The following is an 18018-nucleotide window of genomic DNA, read 5'->3' as shown; positions in this document are numbered from 1 at the left end:
ATTGCCGGAAGCTTCACGCCTTCTTCTTCAGGCGCACGCCCCGACCGCCGGTCTCGCTCTCGCCGATCAGTTCCACCCCGGCATCTTCGATCGCCTGGATGACCTTGGTCAGCGTATCGACCACGCCACGCACCACGCCCTCGCTTGCTTCCATGCGCTGGATCGTCGGCACCGAGACACCGGCCATTTCGGCGAGCGTCTTCTGGTCGATACCTGCCAGCGCTCTTGCGGCGCGCATCTGTGCGGCTGTGATCACTGAGGTGGTCCCGTCTCAATCCGCATCACGAATGTATCATACATTCATGATGATGTTTCAAGCATCATTATTGATGCCTGAGACCCATATCATTCATCGGCCTCGGCCGGCCGCATGAAGCGGCGGCTGATCAGCCAGCACAAAGTCGCCCAGGCAAAGCCCGCGCACCAGCCCGCTAGCACGTCCGAAGGCCAATGCACGCCGAGATAGACGCGGCTGATGCCGACCATGAGCGTGGTCAGGATGGCGATGGAAAAGACGAAGATCGTCGCCGCCCGCCCGGGCAGGAAGCGTGCCAGCAGCGCCCCCAGCGTCAGATAGGTGACCGCCGACAGCATCGCGTGGCCGCTCGGAAAACTCATCGTGTGCACCTGCGCCAGATGCGGCACGAGGTCGGGCCTTGGGCGGTCGATGCCGAGCTTGAGCAGGCTCGACAGCACCTGGCCGCCGGCGACCGAGACGAACACGAACAGCGCCGGTCCCCAGCGCCTGGACATGCCGAGATAGATGATGCTGATGGCGGTGATGTAGATCAGCACCGAAGCGCTGCCGAGTGCGGTGATGTCGCGCATCGCCTCTTCCACCCATGACGGGCCGATGGGGTCGGCTGTGTTGCCTGCCGCGCGGAAGAGCAGCAGGATGTCGGTGTCGAAGCTGCGCGGCGCCTCACGGGCGATCTCGGACAGTTCGACGAAGCCCCACAGGCCGCCGGCAATGATGATGCCCGCCGCCAAAAGCGAAAACTCGATCCTGTTCCACAATCTGTCGTGCATCGTCCTGCCGTGTCTCGGGGCTGTTCCGCCCTTGGGATGGCCGCTTCCCGACCCATTCGCAACAGGTGGGGATGGCTTTCCCAAAGAAAAGGCATGTATGCAAAAGGTCGCAGCAAACCAACTCGCGTGAGCGCTCAGGTCACGCTTTTGGGTGCTGTGGATTTTCGGCCAATCTGTCATGCTGTTGTTATGCACGGCAACTAGCGGTCTCGGCGAACCCCAAGCCGAACACCCAGCCAGAGGTCGACGCCATGAACCAGCCCCATGATCAGAAATTCCGCACCTCGATGCTCGAGGAGAATGACGGTCCCGGTCACAACCCGACCGACAACCGCACCATGGGCGACATCATCGCCAAGCGCTTCTCCCGCCGCAGCTTCCTTCAGGGCTCGCTCGCCGTCTCGGCCATCGCCGCGACAGTCAGCCCGATCGCCATCCTGCTCGCCGACGATGCCCGCGCCGCCTCTGCGTCGGCCTTCGCCTTCGACGAGATCGAAGCCGGCATCGACGACAAGCATCATGTCGCGTCAGGCTACGACGCCGACATACTTTTGCGCTGGGGTGATCCGATCTTCGCCGACGCGCCCGAATTCGATCCGACCAACCAGTCGGCGGAAGCCCAGGCCAAGCAGTTCGGCTACAACAACGATTATGTTGGCTATATCGCCCTCGAAGGCTCGTCCGAGCACGGCCTGCTGGTGGTCAACCACGAATACACCAACGAGCACCTGATGTTCCCCGGCATCGTCAAGATCGTCGAGGGCAAGATCGAGGTCGCGCCAGCCGACCAGAAGCGCGTCGACATCGAGATGGCGGCCCATGGCGGCACCATCGTCGAGATCCGCAAGGAAGCGGGCAAGTGGCATCCGGTCCGCGACGGCAAGCTCAACCGCCGCATCACGTCGACCACCGAGATGCAGCTGACCGGCCCGGCCGCCGGCCATGATCGCCTGAAGACCAATGCCGATGCATCAGGTACCAAGGTGTACGGCACGCTCAACAATTGCGCCGGCGGCGTCACGCCCTGGGGCACCTACATCATGGCTGAGGAAAACTTCCACGGTTATTTCGGCGGCGAGCTGCCGGCCGATCATCCGGAGGCCGCCAACTACAAGCGTCTCGGCGTGCCTGAGGGCACCTATGAGTGGTCCAAGTTCTACGACCGTTTCGACGTCTCCAAGGAGCCGAACGAGCCCAACCGCTTCGGCTGGATCGTCGAGGTCGACGTCAACGACCCGACCTCGTTGCCGAAGAAGCGTACGGCACTCGGTCGCTTCAAGCACGAGGGCGCTGAATCCATCGTGGCCAGCGACGGCCGCGTCGTCTTCTATCTCGGCGACGACGAGCGCTTCGACTACGTCTACAAGTTCGTGACCAAGGGCAAGTTCAACCCTGACGACCGCGCTGCCAATCTCGACCTGCTTGACGAGGGCACGCTCTACGTCGCTAAATTTGCCGAGGACGGCACCTTCGCCTGGCTGCCGCTGGTTCAGGGGGAAGGCCCGCTTACTACCGACAACGGCTTTGTCAGCCAGGCCGACGTGGTCATCGAGGCGCGCCGCGCCGGCGACCTGCTTGGCGCCACCAAAATGGACCGCCCCGAGGACATTCAACCCAATGCCGTCAACGGCAAGGTCTATGTGATGCTGACCAACAACACCAAGCGCAAGGCCGACCAGGTCGACGCCGCCAATCCGCGCGCCGAGAACGCCTTCGGTCACATCATCGAGCTGATCGAGGACGGCAGCGATTTCACCGCCGCCAAGGGCAAGTGGGAAGTGCTGCTCAAATGTGGTGACCCGTCAGTCGCCGAGGTCGGTGCCTCGTTCTCGACGTCCACGACCCAAAATGGCTGGTTCGGCATGCCCGACAACTGCGCCGTCGATTCTGCCGGCCGTCTCTGGGTCGCCACCGACGGCAACAACCCCAAGGCCACCGGCCGGACCGACGGCCTCTGGGCCGTCGACACCGAAGGCGAGGCGCGCGCTACCTCCAAGCTGTTCTTCCGCGTGCCGGTCGGCGCCGAGATGTGCGGCCCGCTGTTTGCTCCCGACGACCAGACCGCCTTCGTCGCCGTCCAGCATCCGGGCGACGGCGGCGAGGATTGGGAAGGTTTCGGCCGCGCGTCCTACTACGAGGACCTGTCGACCCGCTGGCCCGACTTCAAGCCCGACATGCCGGTCCGCCCGGCAGTCGTCGCCATCACCAGGCAGGGCGGCGGCAAGATCGCCGTCTGATCGAAGTCTTTGTGCCTGGGGAAGCGGCCGCGTTCAGCGGCCGTTTTCATTTTCCGGCCAGCACCGGCCCGAGCGTGATCAGCGCCACCGCCACCACGGCGAGCCCGACGCCGATGCCCTGTATGCCGCTCAGCTTCTCGCCGAAATAGATGATGGCCACCGCGTTGACGGCGATCAGCTGGATCACCGCCGACAGCGAGAACGACACCGACATGCCGAAGTCGCGCACCAGACGCAGCATGATCAGATTGCCAAGCGAATAGAGCAGCAGCGTCACCACCAGCTTGCCGATGGTCGGCTCGATGCCCCAGGTCTTGGCCACCATCGCGGCGATCAGGAAGATCACGGTCGAGAAACCGAGCAGCGACAGGCCGATGACGGACATATTTCAGGCAAGCTCCCACGAATGTCCGGCGATTTGCTCCGAATGCCGCGCTGGCGTCAAGCAGAGCGGCGACACGCTTGAGCACTATCGCGCCATGCGACGCAAGAACCCTCCCGTCCGGAGACGGGAGGGCGTTTGGTTTCAGGTCTTGGGAGCCCCTGATTCCATCAGGGATAGGTACACTTGCCCTTCTGCGGTTCGCCTTGCGGGCCCGGTGTGCCGGTCTCCTCCCAGTCGCCGCCATTGCTGATGCAATAGGAGATCATCAGGTTGCACGACGCCTTGTTGTTGCAGGTCTCGACATGGCCGTGAGTCTGTCCGCCGCCGCCCGGCGCCTTCAGGCCGAGCTGGTGCGGCGGCGGAGCCGGCACGCGGGCCTTGAGCTGGGCTGCCGATGCAGCACCTGCAAAGGCCGACATCGAAAGTGCGAGCGTTGCGATGAGCGACGAGCGGATGATGGTGTTGGTCATGTTCATTTCGGTTCTCCTCTGGGACACCTTTGATCTTGCGGCTCACTGGCCGCCACGATCGTGTGTGTCCGAGCAGGAGAAGAAGGTTCACGGCGGAGATGGAAAAAAGTGCGGACGATTTTTGCGGCCTTTTACGATCCCACGAAAACAGGTGGTCGGGCGGCGACCCGACTGCCTATTCGCCACGCACGGGGATCGTTGCAACAACCCGCCCGGAAAGTGCCAGGTCATCGTTCGTTGCCATCACCGCCAGCGACGTGACCGGCAGTTCGGCCAGCACGCGCCGCCGCCACCGCTCCGCCAGTCCCGCCAGATCAGTCGTCTCCGCAGCGGTCAGAGCCGCCGCGAAATGGTAGAGGCCGACCAGATGGAAGCGGGTCTGCCGCGCGCCGCAGGCTTGCTGCACCAGGCCGAAGACATCTTCGTCGTGGTGGCAGCAGGGATAGACCGGCAGGTAGATCCGGCCGGTGTTGATCCGGCCGAGGAACGGCCCGCCTATGCGCAGGGCAAGTGCTCCCAGCGACGCGAGCGCTACGGTCACAGCCTGCGCGCACCGCTCGATGTCGGGCTCGGACAGGCCACCGACGATGGTGGCATGCAGCTTGCCGGCACGCTCGCGTCCGAGCGGCCAGGCGATCTTGTCGCTGAACGAAAACGAACGCAGCTCCGCCTCGAATTCTTGGAACGCCTCGGCGCGGCCGAGCGCCTGGGCGTCGATGGGGACGACAAGCGAATGGCGCGGCGTGTCATAGCGGCCATTGCGATAATCCGTGCCGTCCTTGCCGGCAATGATCTCGGCATGGCCTGGAGCAACCAGCGGCAGATGGGCAAGCCTATAGGCATCGTCGAAGGTCAGCGTCTCGCCGGGACCGAAGACCCGGCGTGACGCGTCAAAGGCCATGACGGTGTCGTTGCAGAATTTCATCCTGAAATGTCCATGCGGCCGGTTCCCCCTGCGCGCTCATCCCGCTCGCGGCTTGACCATCAGCACCCAGTTCTCGCCTGCACCGGTCCAGCCCTCCTTGACCATCGGCTCGGAGGCGACCTCGCGGTAGCCGACGCTTTCATAGAGATGGCGGGCCTTGGTGTTGGCGTCCGAAACGATCAGGCTGGTGCCGGTGCAGCCGGTGGCCTCGGCGATCGCGTCGGCCATGGCCAGCAGCCGCGAGCCGTAGCCGCGCGCCCGTGCCTCCGGCAGCGTCGCCATGACGTTGACATACCAGCTGCCCACCGCCATCGCCTCGAGTATGTTGAATGGCACGAACATCGCCGGCGTGTCGGGGTCGGGCAACGACGGCTCGATCGGATAGCCGATCAGGCAGGCAATCACCTTGCCATGCTCCAGTACCACCGCGTTGCGATAGGAAAAGCTGCCTTGCTCGCGTTGCGCCCGCTGGCGGCCGACCTCCCAGGGGTCGCCACCTTCGGCCATCTTGGTCCAGAGATAAAGCGGCAGCCCGTCGCCGGCCATGTTGACCAGCTTGGCCAGGATCGCGGCGTCCTCCTTGGTGGCGGGCCGCGCCTCGGCAGTCAAACCCTCGTCGCTATGCGCCTTTTCGGGCATGACATGCTCCTCCAGTCCACAGCGTCCCCTCGCTGCGGGAGGTATAGGAGCGCGCGTTCCGGGCGGCGTCAACCGCCGACCGCGTGTGCCCTGTCTCAGCCTTTGCGCGTGCCGAGCCCGAAAAAGCGGTCCAGCGAAAGCTGTCCGCCGCCATAGGCAGCCAGCGCCAGCGCCATCGCCGCCCAGGGCAAGTGGAAGTTGGCCCAGCCCTCCGGCACCGTCAGCTGAATCACCGCGGTCATCGCAAGAATGCCGAGGGCGGCAAAGCGCGTGCCGAGCCCCAGCACCAGCAGGATCGGCAGCACGATCTCGCCGATGCCGGCCAGCGTCGCCATCAGGATGGGTGCAGGATAGGGATACTGGTTGCCGAAAATGTGCAGCGAAAACTCCTGGGTGAACAGATAACGCGCGCCGTTGGACAGCGTCAGGAAGCCGTCCCATTTGGTCAGTCCCGACTTGAAGAACGGCACGGCAATGGCAAGGCGCAATGCCAGGAGCGGCAGCGCCTCGGGGATCGCCGCAATCGTCGCCTCAATGCGCCGGATCGCGGGGCCCAAGCCGGCCTTGTATGCCATTGGCTGGTGGTTGATGTCGGTCATCTCATGTCTCCTTGTTGGTCGGCGATGCCGATGAACATACCGAGCGACACCAGGCCGACGATGGCGCGGCCGAAGTCGAATGTGGGGTCCGTGTCGAAGGCTTCAGCCGCGGCGTCGCCGATGCTGTCGCCGCGCAACAGCGCTGCCGCGAACACCGCGTCCGCCTCGGCGATGACATGCACGGCTACCTCGATGTCCGGCCGGGTGATCACGATGCTCTCCGGCTCAAGCACCGTCTGCACGCGGACCTCGTCACCCTGGTGGGCCTGCCAGATCGTCCCGATGGAAAACTTCGAACGAACCAGCGCCGCCGCCGGATGCGCAATGAGGGTGGCGCTGCCGAGCCGCTCGGGCGCCAGCCTTGCCAGCGCCGCGACGTCGAGCGGAACGACGTCGGCGGCGTGGTAGGCGCGGGTCCAGTGGGCCTCCAGCCGCGCCGTGTCGGCGAGATAGGGCAGGGCGGCGGCCGGGGCAAAGCCGGCGACGAAATCGGGAAAGCTGTCGCCATAGGCAAACATCACCGGGTTGTCGGGCAGCGTCGTTGCGATGAAGGCGCGTGCCACGCCGTTGAAGAAGTCGTCGCCGACAAGCCGCCGCAGGACTGGGAAACGCTGGCTCAGCGCCTTGGACAGCGAAACCGCGACATTGTTGCGGTAGACGGCGAAGCGCGCCGCATCGGCCTCGCCGCGAGCGCTGGTCACGCCGTCCGGCAGCGGTCGTGTGGCATCGAGCAAGGCTGAGACAAACGTGTTCTGGTCCATCGTCACGCGCGCCTGGAAAACCGCGCATCGCGCCGCAGTGCTGCCTCGTCGAGCACGGCCTCGGCGCGCGTCGCCTCCGCCAGCAGCACGGCAAAGGCCGGCACGTCATTGTCCCATTCGATCAGCGTCGGCATCGGGCCGGTGCGGTCGATCGTGTGGCGATAGAGCGAAAAAACGTCGTCGGCGACTGTCGAATTGTGCGCGTCGATCAGCAGCCTGTCGCCGGCGCCGTCGACGGTCTCGTCATAGCCGGCGAGGTGGATCTCGCCGACACGCTCGACCGGAAAGCGGTCGATGTAAGCGAACGGGTCGAGCCGGTGGTTGACCGCCGACACCATCACGTTGTTGACGTCGAGCAGCAGCCCGCAGCCAGTCCGTTCGGCAATGGCGTCGAGGAAGTCGATCTCGTCGATCGTGCTGTCTTCGAACAATATGTAGGTCGAAGGGTTTTCGAGCAGCATGCGCCGCCCCAGCTCCTGCTGCACCTCATCGACATGGGCGCTGACGCGCTCCAGCGTCGTTTTTGTGTAGGGCAGCGGCAACAGGTCGTTGAGAAAGCCGCCCTCATGTGTCGACCAGGCCAGGTGTTCGGAAAAGGAGTGGGGTTTGTGGCGCTCGACCAGCATTTTCAGCCGCGCCAGATGCGCCTTGTCGAGTGGTCGTTCGGCCCCGATCGACAGCCCGACGCCATGCAGCGACAGCGGATAGCGTGCGACGATCTCCGCCAGCGCGCGGTGCGGCGCACCGCCGTCGCCCATATAATTCTCGGCATGGACTTCGAAGAAGCCGATTTCGGGCTCGGTCGCGATGATTTCGCCTATGTGCTCGGGTTTGAGGCCAAGGCCCGCGCGGGCGGGTAGGGACTGGCCGCTGTGTGTACCGGTATTCATGCTGGGTGCTCGGATTGCTCGGGCAGGCGAGATGGGGCCCGGCGCGCCGGGCCCCATGTGCATCACATGGCAGTTGGCTCGAGCATGCCCTTGTGACCGTCGACGTCCATCGTCGTGCAGGTGCCGGCCGGCACGGCCTTCCAGGCGTTGCCCTGATAGTCCATGGTCGAGGTGCCGGCGCAGGTCGTGCCTGCTCCCGCGGCGCAATCGTTCTGGCCCTTCAGCGAAATGCCGTAGCACTTTTCCATGCCGACCATCTTTTCAGCCGGCAGCGGGGCGGCAAAGGCGGACGAGGCAAGTGCCGATGCGAGCGAGCCGGCGAGAGCAATGGCTAGGGTCTGGCGATTCATGACGTTCTCCTGATAAAGGATTGACAGGGAAGCGTTCTGCGTCCCATGCCGTCGACTTCGCCGGCACCTCGCCATTCGTTACGCCGGACCGTGAACACGGTTTCGTGAGTGAGACGGCAGTTGGCGTTGTAACATTTCTGCGTCGACTGAAGTAACAAACGGCTATTTGGGCCGAAGAGAAGGAAGACAAGCTTGACGAGGACGGATGACGCCGAACTCGCCCGGCTTTTCAGGGCGGCAATTTCAGGTGATCAAGGTGCCTATGCTTTGTTTCTCGGAAGCGTGGGGCAGCTGGTGCGTGGATACTGCCGCAGGCGTATCGTGCATGGTGGCGTTGACCCGGAGGATGTCGTGCAGGAGGTTCTGCTTGCGATTCATCTGAAGCGTCATACATGGCGTCAGGACGAGGCGGTGACCCCTTGGGTCTATGCCATCGCTCGCTACAAGCTGATCGATGCTTTCCGCCGTCGCGGCAAGCGCATCGAGGTCGACATCGCCGATTTCGCCGACACGCTGGCGGAACCGGAAAAGGACGAGCTTGGCAGCCGAGACATCGGCCGCGCGCTCGACGGGCTGGCGCCGGTGCAGCGCAGTGTCGTTGCGTCGGTTTCGGTCGAGGGCGCTTCGATCGGCGAGACCGCCAATGCGCTTGGAATGACGGAGACGGCGGTGCGGGTGGCGCTGCATCGCGGCCTCAAGGCGATCGCACGTCGCTTCGCACAGGACTGACGGAACGGACATGGAAACGAAGGATCTCATCAAGGCGATTTCCAGCGACGCGGCAGCAGGCCGGCGTTCGTTCGGCACGCTGCTGCTCGCCGCCTTCGTTGCGGCAAGCGTCATTGCCGCTGTCGTCTTTTCCATCGTAGCCGGCCCGCGCGCCGATTTTGCCGCCGCCGCCGAAACCTGGCGTTTCCTCCTCAAATTCGTCGTCACCCTGGCGCTGGTTGCCACATCGGGTGCGGTGGCTATTGCACTCGCCCGTCCCGGTGCGCGGCTTGGCATGCGTGTCGCGTTGCTCGTTGCCGCACCCGCCATCCTGCTCGGCGCGGTCCTGATCGAACTCACCACCATGGCCCCTTCTGAATGGGCGACCCGGCTCGTCGGCACCAACAACATGGTTTGCCTGACGCTGATCCCACTCATCGGCCTCGGCCCGCTCGCGGTCCTGCTCACCGCCATGCGCCAGGGCGCGCCGACACGTCCCAGCCTCGCAGGTGCCGCCTGCGGCCTGCTCGCCGGAGGCCTTGCCGCGACGCTTTATGCCGCGCATTGCTTCGACGACTCGCCGTTCTTCGTTGCCACTTGGTACACGCTGGCCATCGCCATCCTGACAGCCGCCGGCGCGATCGCCGGCCGGTACGTCCTGCGCTGGTAGCAAAAGCGCCACAAAGCCGCGCTTGTTAACCCTTGCGGCCCCTGCTAAAGCGCGGCGCATGACCACACCGCTCGACCACATCCGCAATTTCTCCATCGTTGCCCATATCGATCATGGCAAGTCGACGCTTGCCGACCGGCTGATCCAGTCCACCGGCGGGCTGGAACTGCGCGAGATGACCGAGCAGGTGCTCGACAACATGGATATCGAGCGCGAGCGCGGCATCACCATCAAGGCCCAGACCGTTCGGCTCAACTACCGTGCCAACAATGGCGAGGATTACATCCTCAACCTGATCGACACGCCCGGACACGTCGACTTCGCCTATGAAGTCTCGCGCTCGCTGTCGGCCTGCGAGGGCTCGCTGCTCGTCGTCGACGCTTCCCAGGGTGTCGAGGCGCAGACACTGGCGAACGTCTACCAGGCCATCGACAACAACCACGAGATCGTCGTCGTCCTCAACAAGATCGACCTGCCCGCCGCCGAGCCCGAGCGCATCAAGGAGCAGGTCGAGGAAGTCATCGGCATCGACGCCTCGCAGGCCGTCTACATCTCGGCCAAGACCGGTCTCGGCATTCCCGACGTTCTGGAAGCGATCGTCACCCAGCTGCCGCCGCCGCGCGAAGGCGACATCGACGCGCCGCTCAAGGCGATGCTGGTCGACAGCTGGTACGACACCTATCTCGGCGTCATCGTCCTGGTGCGCATCATCGATGGCAAGCTCAAGAAGGGCCAGACCATCCGCATGATGGAGACCAACGCCAAGTACCTGGTCGAGCGCACAGGTGTCTTTACCCCCAAGATGATCCAGGTCGACGAGCTCGGCCCAGGTGAGTTCGGCTTCTTCACCGGCTCGATCAAGGAAGTGGCCGACACCCGCGTCGGCGACACCATCACCGAAGACAAGCGCCCGACCGCCAAGGCCCTACCGGGCTTCAAGCCGGCCCAGCCGGTGGTGTTCTGCGGCCTGTTCCCGGTCGACGCCGCCGACTTCGAGGACTTGCGCGCCGCCATGGGCAAGCTGCGCCTCAACGACGCCAGCTTCTCCTTCGAGATGGAAACCTCGGCCGCACTCGGTTTCGGCTTCCGCTGCGGCTTCCTCGGCCTGCTCCACCTCGAGATCATTCAGGAGCGGCTCGAGCGTGAGTTCAACCTCGACCTGATCGCCACCGCCCCTTCGGTTGTCTACCGCATGAACCTCAATGACGGGTCGACCAAGGAACTGCACAACCCCGCCGACATGCCCGACGTGGTCAAGATCGCCGCGATCGAAGAGCCGTGGATCCGCGCCACCATCCTCACCCCTGACGACTATCTCGGCTCGATCCTTAAGCTCTGCCAGGAGCGCCGCGGCATCCAGGCCGACCTCTCCTATGTCGGCAAGCGCGCCATGCTCGTCTACGACCTGCCGCTCAACGAAGTCGTGTTCGACTTCTACGATCGCCTGAAGTCGATCTCCAAGGGTTACGCCTCCTTCGACTACCACCTGACCGACTACCGCGAGGGCGACCTCGTCAAGATGTCGATCCTGGTCAATGAGGAGCCCGTCGATGCGCTGTCCATGCTCGTCCACCGCACCGCCGCGGAAAAGCGCGGCCGCGTCATGGTCGAGAAGCTGAAGGAGTTGATCCCGCAGCACATGTTCAAGATCCCGGTCCAGGCCGCCATTGGCGGCAAGGTCATTGCCCGCGAGACCATCTCGGCGCTGCGCAAGGACGTCACCGCCAAGTGCTACGGCGGCGACGTCACTCGCAAGCGCAAGCTGCTCGAGAAGCAGAAAGAGGGCAAGAAGCGCATGCGCCAGTTCGGCAAGGTCGACATCCCCCAGGAGGCCTTCATCCAGGCGCTCAAGATGGGGGATAGCTGAGGTTCTTCCTTCCTTCTCCCCGCCTGCGGGGGTGAGGAGCGTTCGGCCAAGGCCGACCAGTCGACAACGATTTGTCGACTGGAGCGACGAACGCCAGGAGCCATAGCGGAAGGCGGTGGCCCGCAGGGCCGGATGAGGGGCGGCGCGAGCCCGGCCATTTCCGCGTCCTTCAAGAATCGACACCTCCATCCGCAATCATGCTGCAGTGCAAACACGTATTGCACCGCAGCGTCGAATTATTCGCTTCGCTGCGTCTTCGACTGTTCTGTCGATTTACTGACACTATGAAGATAGCTAGCTTTCCCTCTGCATTCTGCCAGAGGGAACAACATGAGCTGGACTGAAAAGGATAAGAAGCTTGGCATGGATCGCGCCATAACAAGGCGTGATTTCATGGACGGCGTGGCGATGGCCATCGGCGGCGCGGTGGCGTTGCGTGCCATGGGCCCCGGCCGGGCGCAGGCGCAAGCTGCCGCCACGGCCTACCCACCTGCCTCGACCGGCCTACAGGGCCAGACCGACGCCGCCCAGAACGTCATGCACGCCGTCCGCGATGGCAGCTACTGGTCCGAAGCCGGCCCGGTCAGCGCAAGCGCCGAGAGCTACGACCTGGTTGTCGTCGGTGCCGGCATTTCCGGCCTTGCCGCCGCACACAGCTTCCGCAAGCAGGCCGGCCTCGACAAGCGCGTGCTGATCGTCGATCCGCTCGAGGATTTCGGTGGCCACGCCAAGCGCAACGAATTCACCGCCTCCAACGGCGCCAAACTCATCGGCTATGGCGGCAGCCAGTCGATGCAGACGCCGAGCTACTTCAGCCCCGCCGTCAACGCGCTGCTCACTGAGGTCGGCATCGAACCGAAACGCTTCGAAACCTTCTACGACCAGAAGTGGTCCGAGGATCGCGGCTTGTCGGGCGCCATCTTCTTCTCCAAGGAGCAGTGGGGCGAGGACAAGCTGGTTATCCGCAAGGGCAAGCCGGCTGAGTGGGTGGCCGAGACGCCGCTCAACGACAAGGCCAAGGCCGACCTGGTCCAGCTTATGGAAGCGCCCGGCGACTATCTGCCCGGCCTGACCAGCGAGCAACGCCTGGAGAAGTTGTCGGAGATCACCTACAGGGCGTTCCTGCTCGACCACGCCAAGGTCGACCCAGAGGTGGCCGACTACTTCGCGACCTCCACCAACGGCTATTTCGGCGTCGGTATCGATGCCGCGAGCGCGCTCGACGCGCGCGCCAACGGAAATCCGGGTTTCCAAGGCATGGACCTCGGCGAAGCCGTGTCGAAATACAACAGCCCGTCCGGCCGTCTCGCCTTCACCGATCCCGACGACTACATCTACCATTTCCCCGACGGCAACGCCGGCATCGCCCGCGCTCTGGTGCGCGCGCTGGTGCCGGGCGCTCTCGCCGGCTCGACGATGGAGGAACTCGTCACCCAAACCGTCGACTACGCCGCCCTCGACAAGCCGGAAAACCCCGTCCGCATCAGGCTGAATTCGACAGTCGTCAAGGTCGCCCATGATGGCGCGCCAGGCAGTGCCAGCTCGGTCACCGTCACCTATGCCGATATCAAGGGCAAGCCGGTCAGCGTCAAGGCCGGCCACGTCGTGCTCGCCTGCTGGCACCGGGTCATTCCCTATCTCACCGACGAACTCGGCACTGAGCAGATAGCTGCCCTCAACGACCAGCAGAAGGTGCCGCTGATCTACACCAACGTCCAGCTCCGCAACTGGGACGCCTTCGACAAGCTTAAGATCGACGGCTTCCGCGCGCGCGGCGATTTCTGGAGCGGCGCCGACATCGATTTCCCCGTTTCGATGGGTACTTACAAATTCGCCGACAAGCCTGAGGATCCCATCGTGCTGCACCTCTCCAAGGTGATGACCAGCCCAGGCCTTGCCCCGCGCGACCAGGCGCTGGCCGGACGGCGGGCTTTGATGACACTGAGCTTCGAGGAGATGGAGCGCTCGATCCGCGACCTGCTCGGCCGCGCGCTGTCAGGCGGCGGCTTCGACCCGGCCCGCGACATCGAGGCCATCACCTGCAATCGCTGGTCGCATGGCTACGCCTACGAATATATGCGCCCCGGCGACCGTTTCTGGCCCGACGGCCCGCTGCCCATCGAAGCCGCCCGCAAGCCCTGGGGCCGCATCTCGATCGCCAATGCCGACAGCGGCGCCTACGCCTACGCCCATTCGGCCATCGACCAGGGCGTCCGGGCGGTGCGGGATCTGCTCGGGACACCTGATGGCGCCCCGGACTATGCGCGCTTCCCGGGGCCGCCAGCGGACAAGATCGGGCTCTAAAGCGGGCGATCAACGCTATATACCTTCTCCCCGTTCAAGGGGAGAAGGTGGTGGGGGCGAGGGCCGGATGAGGGGCGGCGCAAACCAGCTCTTAAATGTCGTGTCAGCCATCACGGATACGCAAGATGAGTGCGCTCTATCGCTACCTCCCAAAACGCATCACCCAATTCACCTCCCACGTCTCGCCACCATCCCTAGACATCGCCTGTTCCCAGCGCGGACTTGCACCCGGTGTCCATAGAAACCGCACGCGCACCGGCACACCACCTTCGATGTCGTCGCCATAAAACACGCCGCGGCCGTTTTCAAACCGCCCGACCGTCGGTGGGAACAGCCGGTAATTCCTGGTGTCGCTCCAGTAGATCGACCACAGCCCTGTCTCGGGGTTGTAGAGCCTGAGCGTCATGCCGGTGAAGCCGCGCTCTGGCACCGTCATCTGGTCGAGATTGCCGCCGAACGTGCCGTCGGGTGCCTGCATCACCTTTTCTATGTGCGAGAACGCGGTGAACGTCTCCCATTCGGTGGAACCCACCAGCCGCGCGCGCAGGCGTTCGTTGGTCACCGTCCAGTCGCCGATCAGGAAATCGAAATCGTCAAAGCCGCTCATGTGGTCCTCCCCTTGATCTCCAAGGGATAGCAGACCCCTGCTGACAGGCTCCTGTCAGTAGCTGCCCATGAAAGCCGGCAGGCTTGACCTTGCCGGCACCTCGGGCTCATCTGCCGCCGCGATCCCGCCACACCTTGCCCTTAACGCCCGCCCCATGAAACTGCTCGCCGCCCTCCTTGCCCTGGCAATCCTCTCCGCCTGCGCTGCCCGCGCGCCGGTGCCCCCGGCACCCGTGGCCGCCCCGCCTGTTGCCGTGCAGCCTGCCGTCGAACCGCTGCCGGTTGGGGTAAAACCGCTGACGGTCGAGCAGGACGAGCAGATTTCGCAGGGCTGAGCGGGGAAGGTTTTTCCGTGCGCCGTTTCGTTCCGTCGCACCCCCCCTCTGGCCTGCCGGCCATCTCCCCCACAAGGAGGGAGATTAGTCGCTTCGCCGGCGGCTCCCGTCCTGCAGGGCCCGATCTGATGCGGGTGGTTAGCCGCAGGGCAGATGACGGCCTGATCTCCCTCCTTGTGGGGGAGATGCCCGGCAGGGCAGAGGGGGGTGCGAAGGAACGCTAGCTCTCAGGACCTGCGTCTCCGAGCCGTACTTCGGTGAAGGCCAAGTGCCAGAAGCGACGGCGAAGGGCGGAGGGATCGAGCAAGCAGCCCTTGCCAGCGCACGCGGTAGCGATAAGCTCCGCCCATATCCAGGGAGGCCGCGAAAGATATGGCCAAGGGCATGGTCGAGGGCGAAAAGATCGATGTCGGCTTTTCCGGCCGCCGTTGCATCCACTCGCGCAACTGCGTTCTCGCCAATCCGCATGTCTTCGAGCCCAACGCGCCGGGCGAATGGATTCACCCGGACGCGGCGTCTGTCGAGCAGGTCGTGGCGATCGCCGAAAGCTGCCCTTCGGGCGCCATCACCTATCGCCGCAAGGATGGCGGTCCGGAGGAGGCGCCGCCGGTGGTCAACACGGTTCGCATCCGCGAGAACGGGCCGCTCGCCCTGCATGCCGAGATCGTCTTCAACGGCGAGACCTTCCATCGCGCCACCTTGTGTCGCTGCGGTGCCTCTGGGAACAAGCCGTTCTGCGACGGCAGCCACACCAAGATCGGCTTTGTCGCGACCGGTGAGCCGGCGTTGAAGGAAAGCCAGCCGCTCGCTGCCCGCGGTGGCCCGCTGGTCGTCACGCCGCAGCCCAACGGCAACCTTAAGCTCGAGGGCAATGTCGAGATCGTCACCGGCACCGGCCACACGATCGACCGCGCGACAAAAGTCTGGCTTTGCCGCTGCGGCCAGTCGGCCAACAAGCCCTGGTGCGACAACAGCCACAAGCGGGTGTCGTGGTCGACCGAAGGTCGATGACAGGCCAACGATTTGGTTTGGCAAACGACTCAGCGCCCGGAGCCATAGCGGAGGGCAGGCTTCGTCGCGAGACAGGCGTGCGCGGCACGAGGCAGGCACAAAATGGGACGCGCATTGGGCTGCCCTCCTGCTTGGCCGCAACTGGCCAATTTTGCTTTGCGGGCGATATCGGCTAAGCGGGACGGAGCCCACCAGGTCCGGAACATCAGCGCATGCACGCCAGCCATCCCCTCTATCTCGGCATCGACACCGGTGGCACCTACACCGACGCCGTGTTGTGGTCCGAGGCGCATGGCCCGCAGGGTGCGGTGCTGGCCAAAGCCAAGTCGCTGACCACCCGCCACGACCTGGCAGTCGGCATTTCGGGCGCGGTCGACGCGGTGCTGGACAAGGCGGGCGTCAATCCCGCCGCCATCAAGCTGGTGTCGATGTCGACCACGCTTGCCACCAACGCGCTTGTCGAGGGCCAGGGCGGGCGCGTGGCGCTGGTCATGATCGGCTTCTCCGAGGCTGACCTTGCCCGCGACGGGCTCAAGACGGCACTCGGCACCGACCCGCTGGTGCTGTGCGAAGGCGGCCATGACGTCCACGGCAACGCCCGCACGCTTGATCTCGGAGCCCTCGAAGCGGCCTTGCCGGAGTTGGCGAAATCCGTCTCGGGTTTCGCCGTCTGCGCCTATTTCGCCACCCGCAACCCGGCCCATGAGATTCTTGCACGCGATTTGATCCGCGAGGTGACGGGCATGCCAGTCACCACCAGCCACGAGCTGTCGGCCAAGCTCGGCGGTCCGCGCCGGGCTCTGACGACGCTGCTCAATGCCCGCCTGATCTCGATGATCGACCGCCTCGTCGCCGCGACCGAAGGGTTCCTCGATAAGCGCAAGATCAATGCGCCCTTGATGGTAGTGCGCGGTGATGGCGCGCTGGTGTCTGCCCAATTCGCCCGCCAGCGGCCGATCGAGACGATCCTGTCCGGTCCCGCTGCCAGCCTCGTCGGCGCCCGTCACATGACCGGGCTCGACAATGCTGTCGTCTCCGACATCGGCGGTACCACCACAGACGTTGCCGTGCTCGACCACGGCCGCCCACGCCTCGATCCCGAGGGTGCCACCGTCGGCGGCTTCCGCACCATGGTCGAGGCTGTCGCCATGCGCACCTTCGGCCTCGGTGGCGATTCCGAGGTTGCGCTGGAGGAAGGCGGGCTGAAGCCGAAGATGTCGCTCGGCCCGCGCCGCCTGGTGCCGCTGGCGCTTGCCGGCATGGTCCATGGCGAGGCGATCACCGCGGAGCTCGAACGCCAGCTGCGCGCCCCCAATCCCGGCCGCATGGATGGCCGTTTCGCCGTGCGCACCGGCGTGCCCGAGCAACTGGCGGCAGGGTTGACCACGCCGGAGGCAAAGCTCTACGACCAGATTACCGGCGTGCCGCAGCCGATCGACCGCCTGCTCACATCCAACGCCCAGAATGCCACGCTCAATCGGCTGGTGTCGCGCGGGCTTGTCCATGTCTGTGGCTTTACGCCTTCGGATGCCGCCCATGTGCTTGGCCGCCAGGCCAATTGGGACGAGGCGGCGGCTAGGCTCGGCGCAGAGCTGTTCGCCCGCAAGCGCGACGGTCGCGGCCAGCAGATCGCTGCGAGCCCGGAGGCGATTGCCGAACGCGTGCTGGCGACGCTGACCCGCTTGTCGGCGGAGGTGATCCTCGAAACTGCCTTCGCCGAGGACGGGCTCGACGGTGCTGCAACCGTGGCACACGCGCTGGTACAGCGCGCGGTCGACGCCCATCCCGGCATCGCTCGCTTCACGGTTGCGCTCGACCGTCCGGTCATCGGTCTCGGCGCCTCGGCCCCGCTGCATTATGCCGGCCTGCCGCCGCTGGTCGGCAACGAATGCGTGGTGCCTAGGGATACCGACGTCGCCAATGCGCTGGGGGCGGTTGTCGGCCAGGTCCGCGTGACGGCCGAGGCCCGCGTCAGCCAGCCCAAGGAAGGTCTGTTCCGCGTCGCCGTCGGCGAATTGCTGCGCGATTTCACCGACGAGGAGGCGGCGATGGCGCTGGCGGAAGCCGAAGCGCGCGCCATCGTTGGCGCGAGGGCTCGCGATGCCGGCACCGATGCGGCAGAGGTCGAAGTGATTGTCGATCTCAAGGTCTCGACGGTCGAAAGCCAGCGCATGTTCATCGAGGCGCATGTGCTTGCCACCGCCAGCGGCCGGCCCCGGATCGCGGTTTGAC

At 64.9% G+C, this 18018-nt stretch carries 19 protein-coding genes; 8 read left to right on the top strand and 11 right to left on the bottom strand.

All coding sequences use genetic code 11. The features are described from left to right. Positions 1–13: 13 nt before the first annotated feature. Both SLT36_RS00315 and SLT36_RS00310 read right to left on the bottom strand, forming a co-directional pair. Positions 14–256, bottom strand: coding sequence for a helix-turn-helix domain-containing protein (locus SLT36_RS00315; RefSeq protein ID WP_067954516.1), 243 nt, complete (start codon positions 254–256; stop codon positions 14–16). 89 nt (positions 257–345) lie between these two features. Continuing rightward, positions 346–1029 carry a phosphatase PAP2 family protein gene (locus tag SLT36_RS00310; RefSeq protein ID WP_432285256.1) on the bottom strand — a complete coding sequence of 228 codons (684 nt, stop codon included), beginning with the start codon at positions 1027–1029 and terminating at the stop codon, positions 346–348. A 251-nt stretch (positions 1030–1280) separates the two neighbouring features. On the opposite strand from SLT36_RS00310, the gene SLT36_RS00305 reads away from it, so the two are divergent. Next, on the top strand, positions 1281–3266 hold the full coding sequence (locus SLT36_RS00305; protein WP_432285255.1) for a PhoX family protein: 1986 nt from the start codon (positions 1281–1283) through the stop codon (positions 3264–3266). A gap of 46 nt (positions 3267–3312) precedes the next feature. Here SLT36_RS00305 and SLT36_RS00300 read toward each other — a convergent pair whose 3' ends face one another. The 8 genes from SLT36_RS00300 to SLT36_RS00265 all read right to left on the bottom strand — a co-directional run bounded on the left by SLT36_RS00300 (position 3313) and on the right by SLT36_RS00265 (position 8285). Next, positions 3313–3651 carry a hypothetical protein gene (locus SLT36_RS00300; RefSeq protein ID WP_432285254.1) on the bottom strand — a complete coding sequence of 113 codons (339 nt, stop codon included), beginning with the start codon at positions 3649–3651 and terminating at the stop codon, positions 3313–3315. Between the two features lie 167 nt (positions 3652–3818). Further along, entirely contained in the window at positions 3819–4127 is a 309-nt protein-coding gene (locus SLT36_RS00295) for a hypothetical protein (RefSeq protein ID WP_432285252.1), read from the bottom strand. Positions 4128–4296: 169 nt separating this feature from the next. Continuing rightward, positions 4297–5046, bottom strand: coding sequence for a hypothetical protein (locus tag SLT36_RS00290; RefSeq protein ID WP_432285251.1), 750 nt, complete (start codon positions 5044–5046; stop codon positions 4297–4299). A 36-nt stretch (positions 5047–5082) separates the two neighbouring features. Beyond that, complete coding sequence (locus SLT36_RS00285; RefSeq protein WP_432285250.1) at positions 5083–5685, bottom strand: GNAT family N-acetyltransferase; 603 nt, start codon at positions 5683–5685, stop codon at positions 5083–5085. Between the two features lie 95 nt (positions 5686–5780). Further along, positions 5781–6260 (bottom strand): DoxX family protein, encoded by a 480-nt coding sequence (locus SLT36_RS00280; RefSeq protein WP_432288527.1) that lies wholly within the window; start codon positions 6258–6260, stop codon positions 5781–5783. Between the two features lie 20 nt (positions 6261–6280). Next, positions 6281–7045 (bottom strand): HvfC/BufC family peptide modification chaperone, encoded by a 765-nt coding sequence (locus SLT36_RS00275; protein ID WP_432285248.1) that lies wholly within the window; start codon positions 7043–7045, stop codon positions 6281–6283. 2 nt (positions 7046–7047) lie between these two features. Then, complete coding sequence (bufB, locus tag SLT36_RS00270; RefSeq protein ID WP_432285246.1) at positions 7048–7935, bottom strand: MNIO family bufferin maturase; 888 nt, start codon at positions 7933–7935, stop codon at positions 7048–7050. A gap of 62 nt (positions 7936–7997) precedes the next feature. Further along, positions 7998–8285, bottom strand: coding sequence for a BufA1 family periplasmic bufferin-type metallophore (locus tag SLT36_RS00265; protein WP_432285245.1), 288 nt, complete (start codon positions 8283–8285; stop codon positions 7998–8000). Positions 8286–8477: 192 nt separating this feature from the next. On the opposite strand from SLT36_RS00265, the gene SLT36_RS00260 reads away from it, so the two are divergent. The 4 genes from SLT36_RS00260 (at position 8478) to SLT36_RS00245 (ending at position 13834) form a co-directional block, all read left to right on the top strand. Beyond that, positions 8478–9014: a sigma-70 family RNA polymerase sigma factor gene (locus tag SLT36_RS00260; RefSeq protein ID WP_432285244.1), complete on the top strand. Its 537-nt coding sequence runs from the start codon at positions 8478–8480 to the stop codon at positions 9012–9014. Between the two features lie 10 nt (positions 9015–9024). Further along, positions 9025–9663, top strand: coding sequence for an NrsF family protein (locus SLT36_RS00255; RefSeq protein ID WP_432285242.1), 639 nt, complete (start codon positions 9025–9027; stop codon positions 9661–9663). Between the two features lie 58 nt (positions 9664–9721). After that, positions 9722–11530 carry a translation elongation factor 4 gene (gene lepA / locus SLT36_RS00250; protein ID WP_432285241.1) on the top strand — a complete coding sequence of 603 codons (1809 nt, stop codon included), beginning with the start codon at positions 9722–9724 and terminating at the stop codon, positions 11528–11530. A 330-nt stretch (positions 11531–11860) separates the two neighbouring features. Beyond that, positions 11861–13834: an NAD(P)-binding protein gene (locus SLT36_RS00245; protein WP_432285240.1), complete on the top strand. Its 1974-nt coding sequence runs from the start codon at positions 11861–11863 to the stop codon at positions 13832–13834. Between the two features lie 142 nt (positions 13835–13976). On the opposite strand, the gene SLT36_RS00240 is transcribed toward SLT36_RS00245, so the two are convergent. Beyond that, entirely contained in the window at positions 13977–14441 is a 465-nt protein-coding gene (locus SLT36_RS00240) for a hypothetical protein (RefSeq protein WP_432285239.1), read from the bottom strand. Positions 14442–14595: 154 nt separating this feature from the next. Between SLT36_RS00240 and SLT36_RS00235 the strand changes: the two genes are divergently transcribed. From SLT36_RS00235 to SLT36_RS00225, 3 genes are all read left to right on the top strand, one after another. Continuing rightward, the gene (locus tag SLT36_RS00235; protein WP_432285238.1) at positions 14596–14775 is read left to right on the top strand and encodes a hypothetical protein; all 180 of its coding nucleotides are present in this window, start codon (positions 14596–14598) and stop codon (positions 14773–14775) included. A 372-nt stretch (positions 14776–15147) separates the two neighbouring features. Then, positions 15148–15786, top strand: a complete 639-nt coding sequence (locus SLT36_RS00230; RefSeq protein WP_432285237.1) for a CDGSH iron-sulfur domain-containing protein — start codon at positions 15148–15150, stop codon at positions 15784–15786. 212 nt (positions 15787–15998) lie between these two features. After that, positions 15999–18017 (top strand): hydantoinase/oxoprolinase N-terminal domain-containing protein, encoded by a 2019-nt coding sequence (locus SLT36_RS00225; protein ID WP_432285236.1) that lies wholly within the window; start codon positions 15999–16001, stop codon positions 18015–18017. Position 18018 lies beyond the last annotated feature (1 nt).

It is taken from the genome of Aminobacter sp. BA135 (genome assembly GCF_050859125.1).
In the GTDB taxonomy this organism is placed as follows: domain Bacteria; phylum Pseudomonadota; class Alphaproteobacteria; order Rhizobiales; family Rhizobiaceae; genus Aminobacter; species Aminobacter ciceronei.
This window is presented reverse-complemented; position numbering and strand designations above follow the sequence as displayed.

Bases quoted from the DNA above. Each gene is read 5' to 3' on its own strand.
- SLT36_RS00310 (WP_432285256.1), bottom strand. From the start codon at position 1,029: ATGCACGACAGATTGTGGAACAGGATCGAGTTTTCGCTTTTGGCGGCG.
- SLT36_RS00305 (WP_432285255.1), top strand. From the start codon at position 1,281: ATGAACCAGCCCCATGATCAGAAATTCCGCACCTCGATGCTCGAGGAG.
- SLT36_RS00300 (WP_432285254.1), bottom strand. From the start codon at position 3,651: ATGTCCGTCATCGGCCTGTCGCTGCTCGGTTTCTCGACCGTGATCTTC.
- SLT36_RS00295 (WP_432285252.1), bottom strand. From the start codon at position 4,127: ATGAACATGACCAACACCATCATCCGCTCGTCGCTCATCGCAACGCTC.
- SLT36_RS00290 (WP_432285251.1), bottom strand. From the start codon at position 5,046: ATGAAATTCTGCAACGACACCGTCATGGCCTTTGACGCGTCACGCCGG.
- SLT36_RS00285 (WP_432285250.1), bottom strand. From the start codon at position 5,685: ATGCCCGAAAAGGCGCATAGCGACGAGGGTTTGACTGCCGAGGCGCGG.
- SLT36_RS00280 (WP_432288527.1), bottom strand. From the start codon at position 6,260: ATGGCATACAAGGCCGGCTTGGGCCCCGCGATCCGGCGCATTGAGGCG.
- SLT36_RS00275 (WP_432285248.1), bottom strand. From the start codon at position 7,045: ATGGACCAGAACACGTTTGTCTCAGCCTTGCTCGATGCCACACGACCG.
- bufB (WP_432285246.1), bottom strand. From the start codon at position 7,935: ATGAATACCGGTACACACAGCGGCCAGTCCCTACCCGCCCGCGCGGGC.
- SLT36_RS00265 (WP_432285245.1), bottom strand. From the start codon at position 8,285: ATGAATCGCCAGACCCTAGCCATTGCTCTCGCCGGCTCGCTCGCATCG.
- SLT36_RS00255 (WP_432285242.1), top strand. From the start codon at position 9,025: ATGGAAACGAAGGATCTCATCAAGGCGATTTCCAGCGACGCGGCAGCA.
- lepA (WP_432285241.1), top strand. From the start codon at position 9,722: ATGACCACACCGCTCGACCACATCCGCAATTTCTCCATCGTTGCCCAT.
- SLT36_RS00245 (WP_432285240.1), top strand. From the start codon at position 11,861: ATGAGCTGGACTGAAAAGGATAAGAAGCTTGGCATGGATCGCGCCATA.
- SLT36_RS00240 (WP_432285239.1), bottom strand. From the start codon at position 14,441: ATGAGCGGCTTTGACGATTTCGATTTCCTGATCGGCGACTGGACGGTG.
- SLT36_RS00235 (WP_432285238.1), top strand. From the start codon at position 14,596: ATGAAACTGCTCGCCGCCCTCCTTGCCCTGGCAATCCTCTCCGCCTGC.
- SLT36_RS00230 (WP_432285237.1), top strand. From the start codon at position 15,148: ATGGCCAAGGGCATGGTCGAGGGCGAAAAGATCGATGTCGGCTTTTCC.
- SLT36_RS00225 (WP_432285236.1), top strand. From the start codon at position 15,999: ATGCACGCCAGCCATCCCCTCTATCTCGGCATCGACACCGGTGGCACC.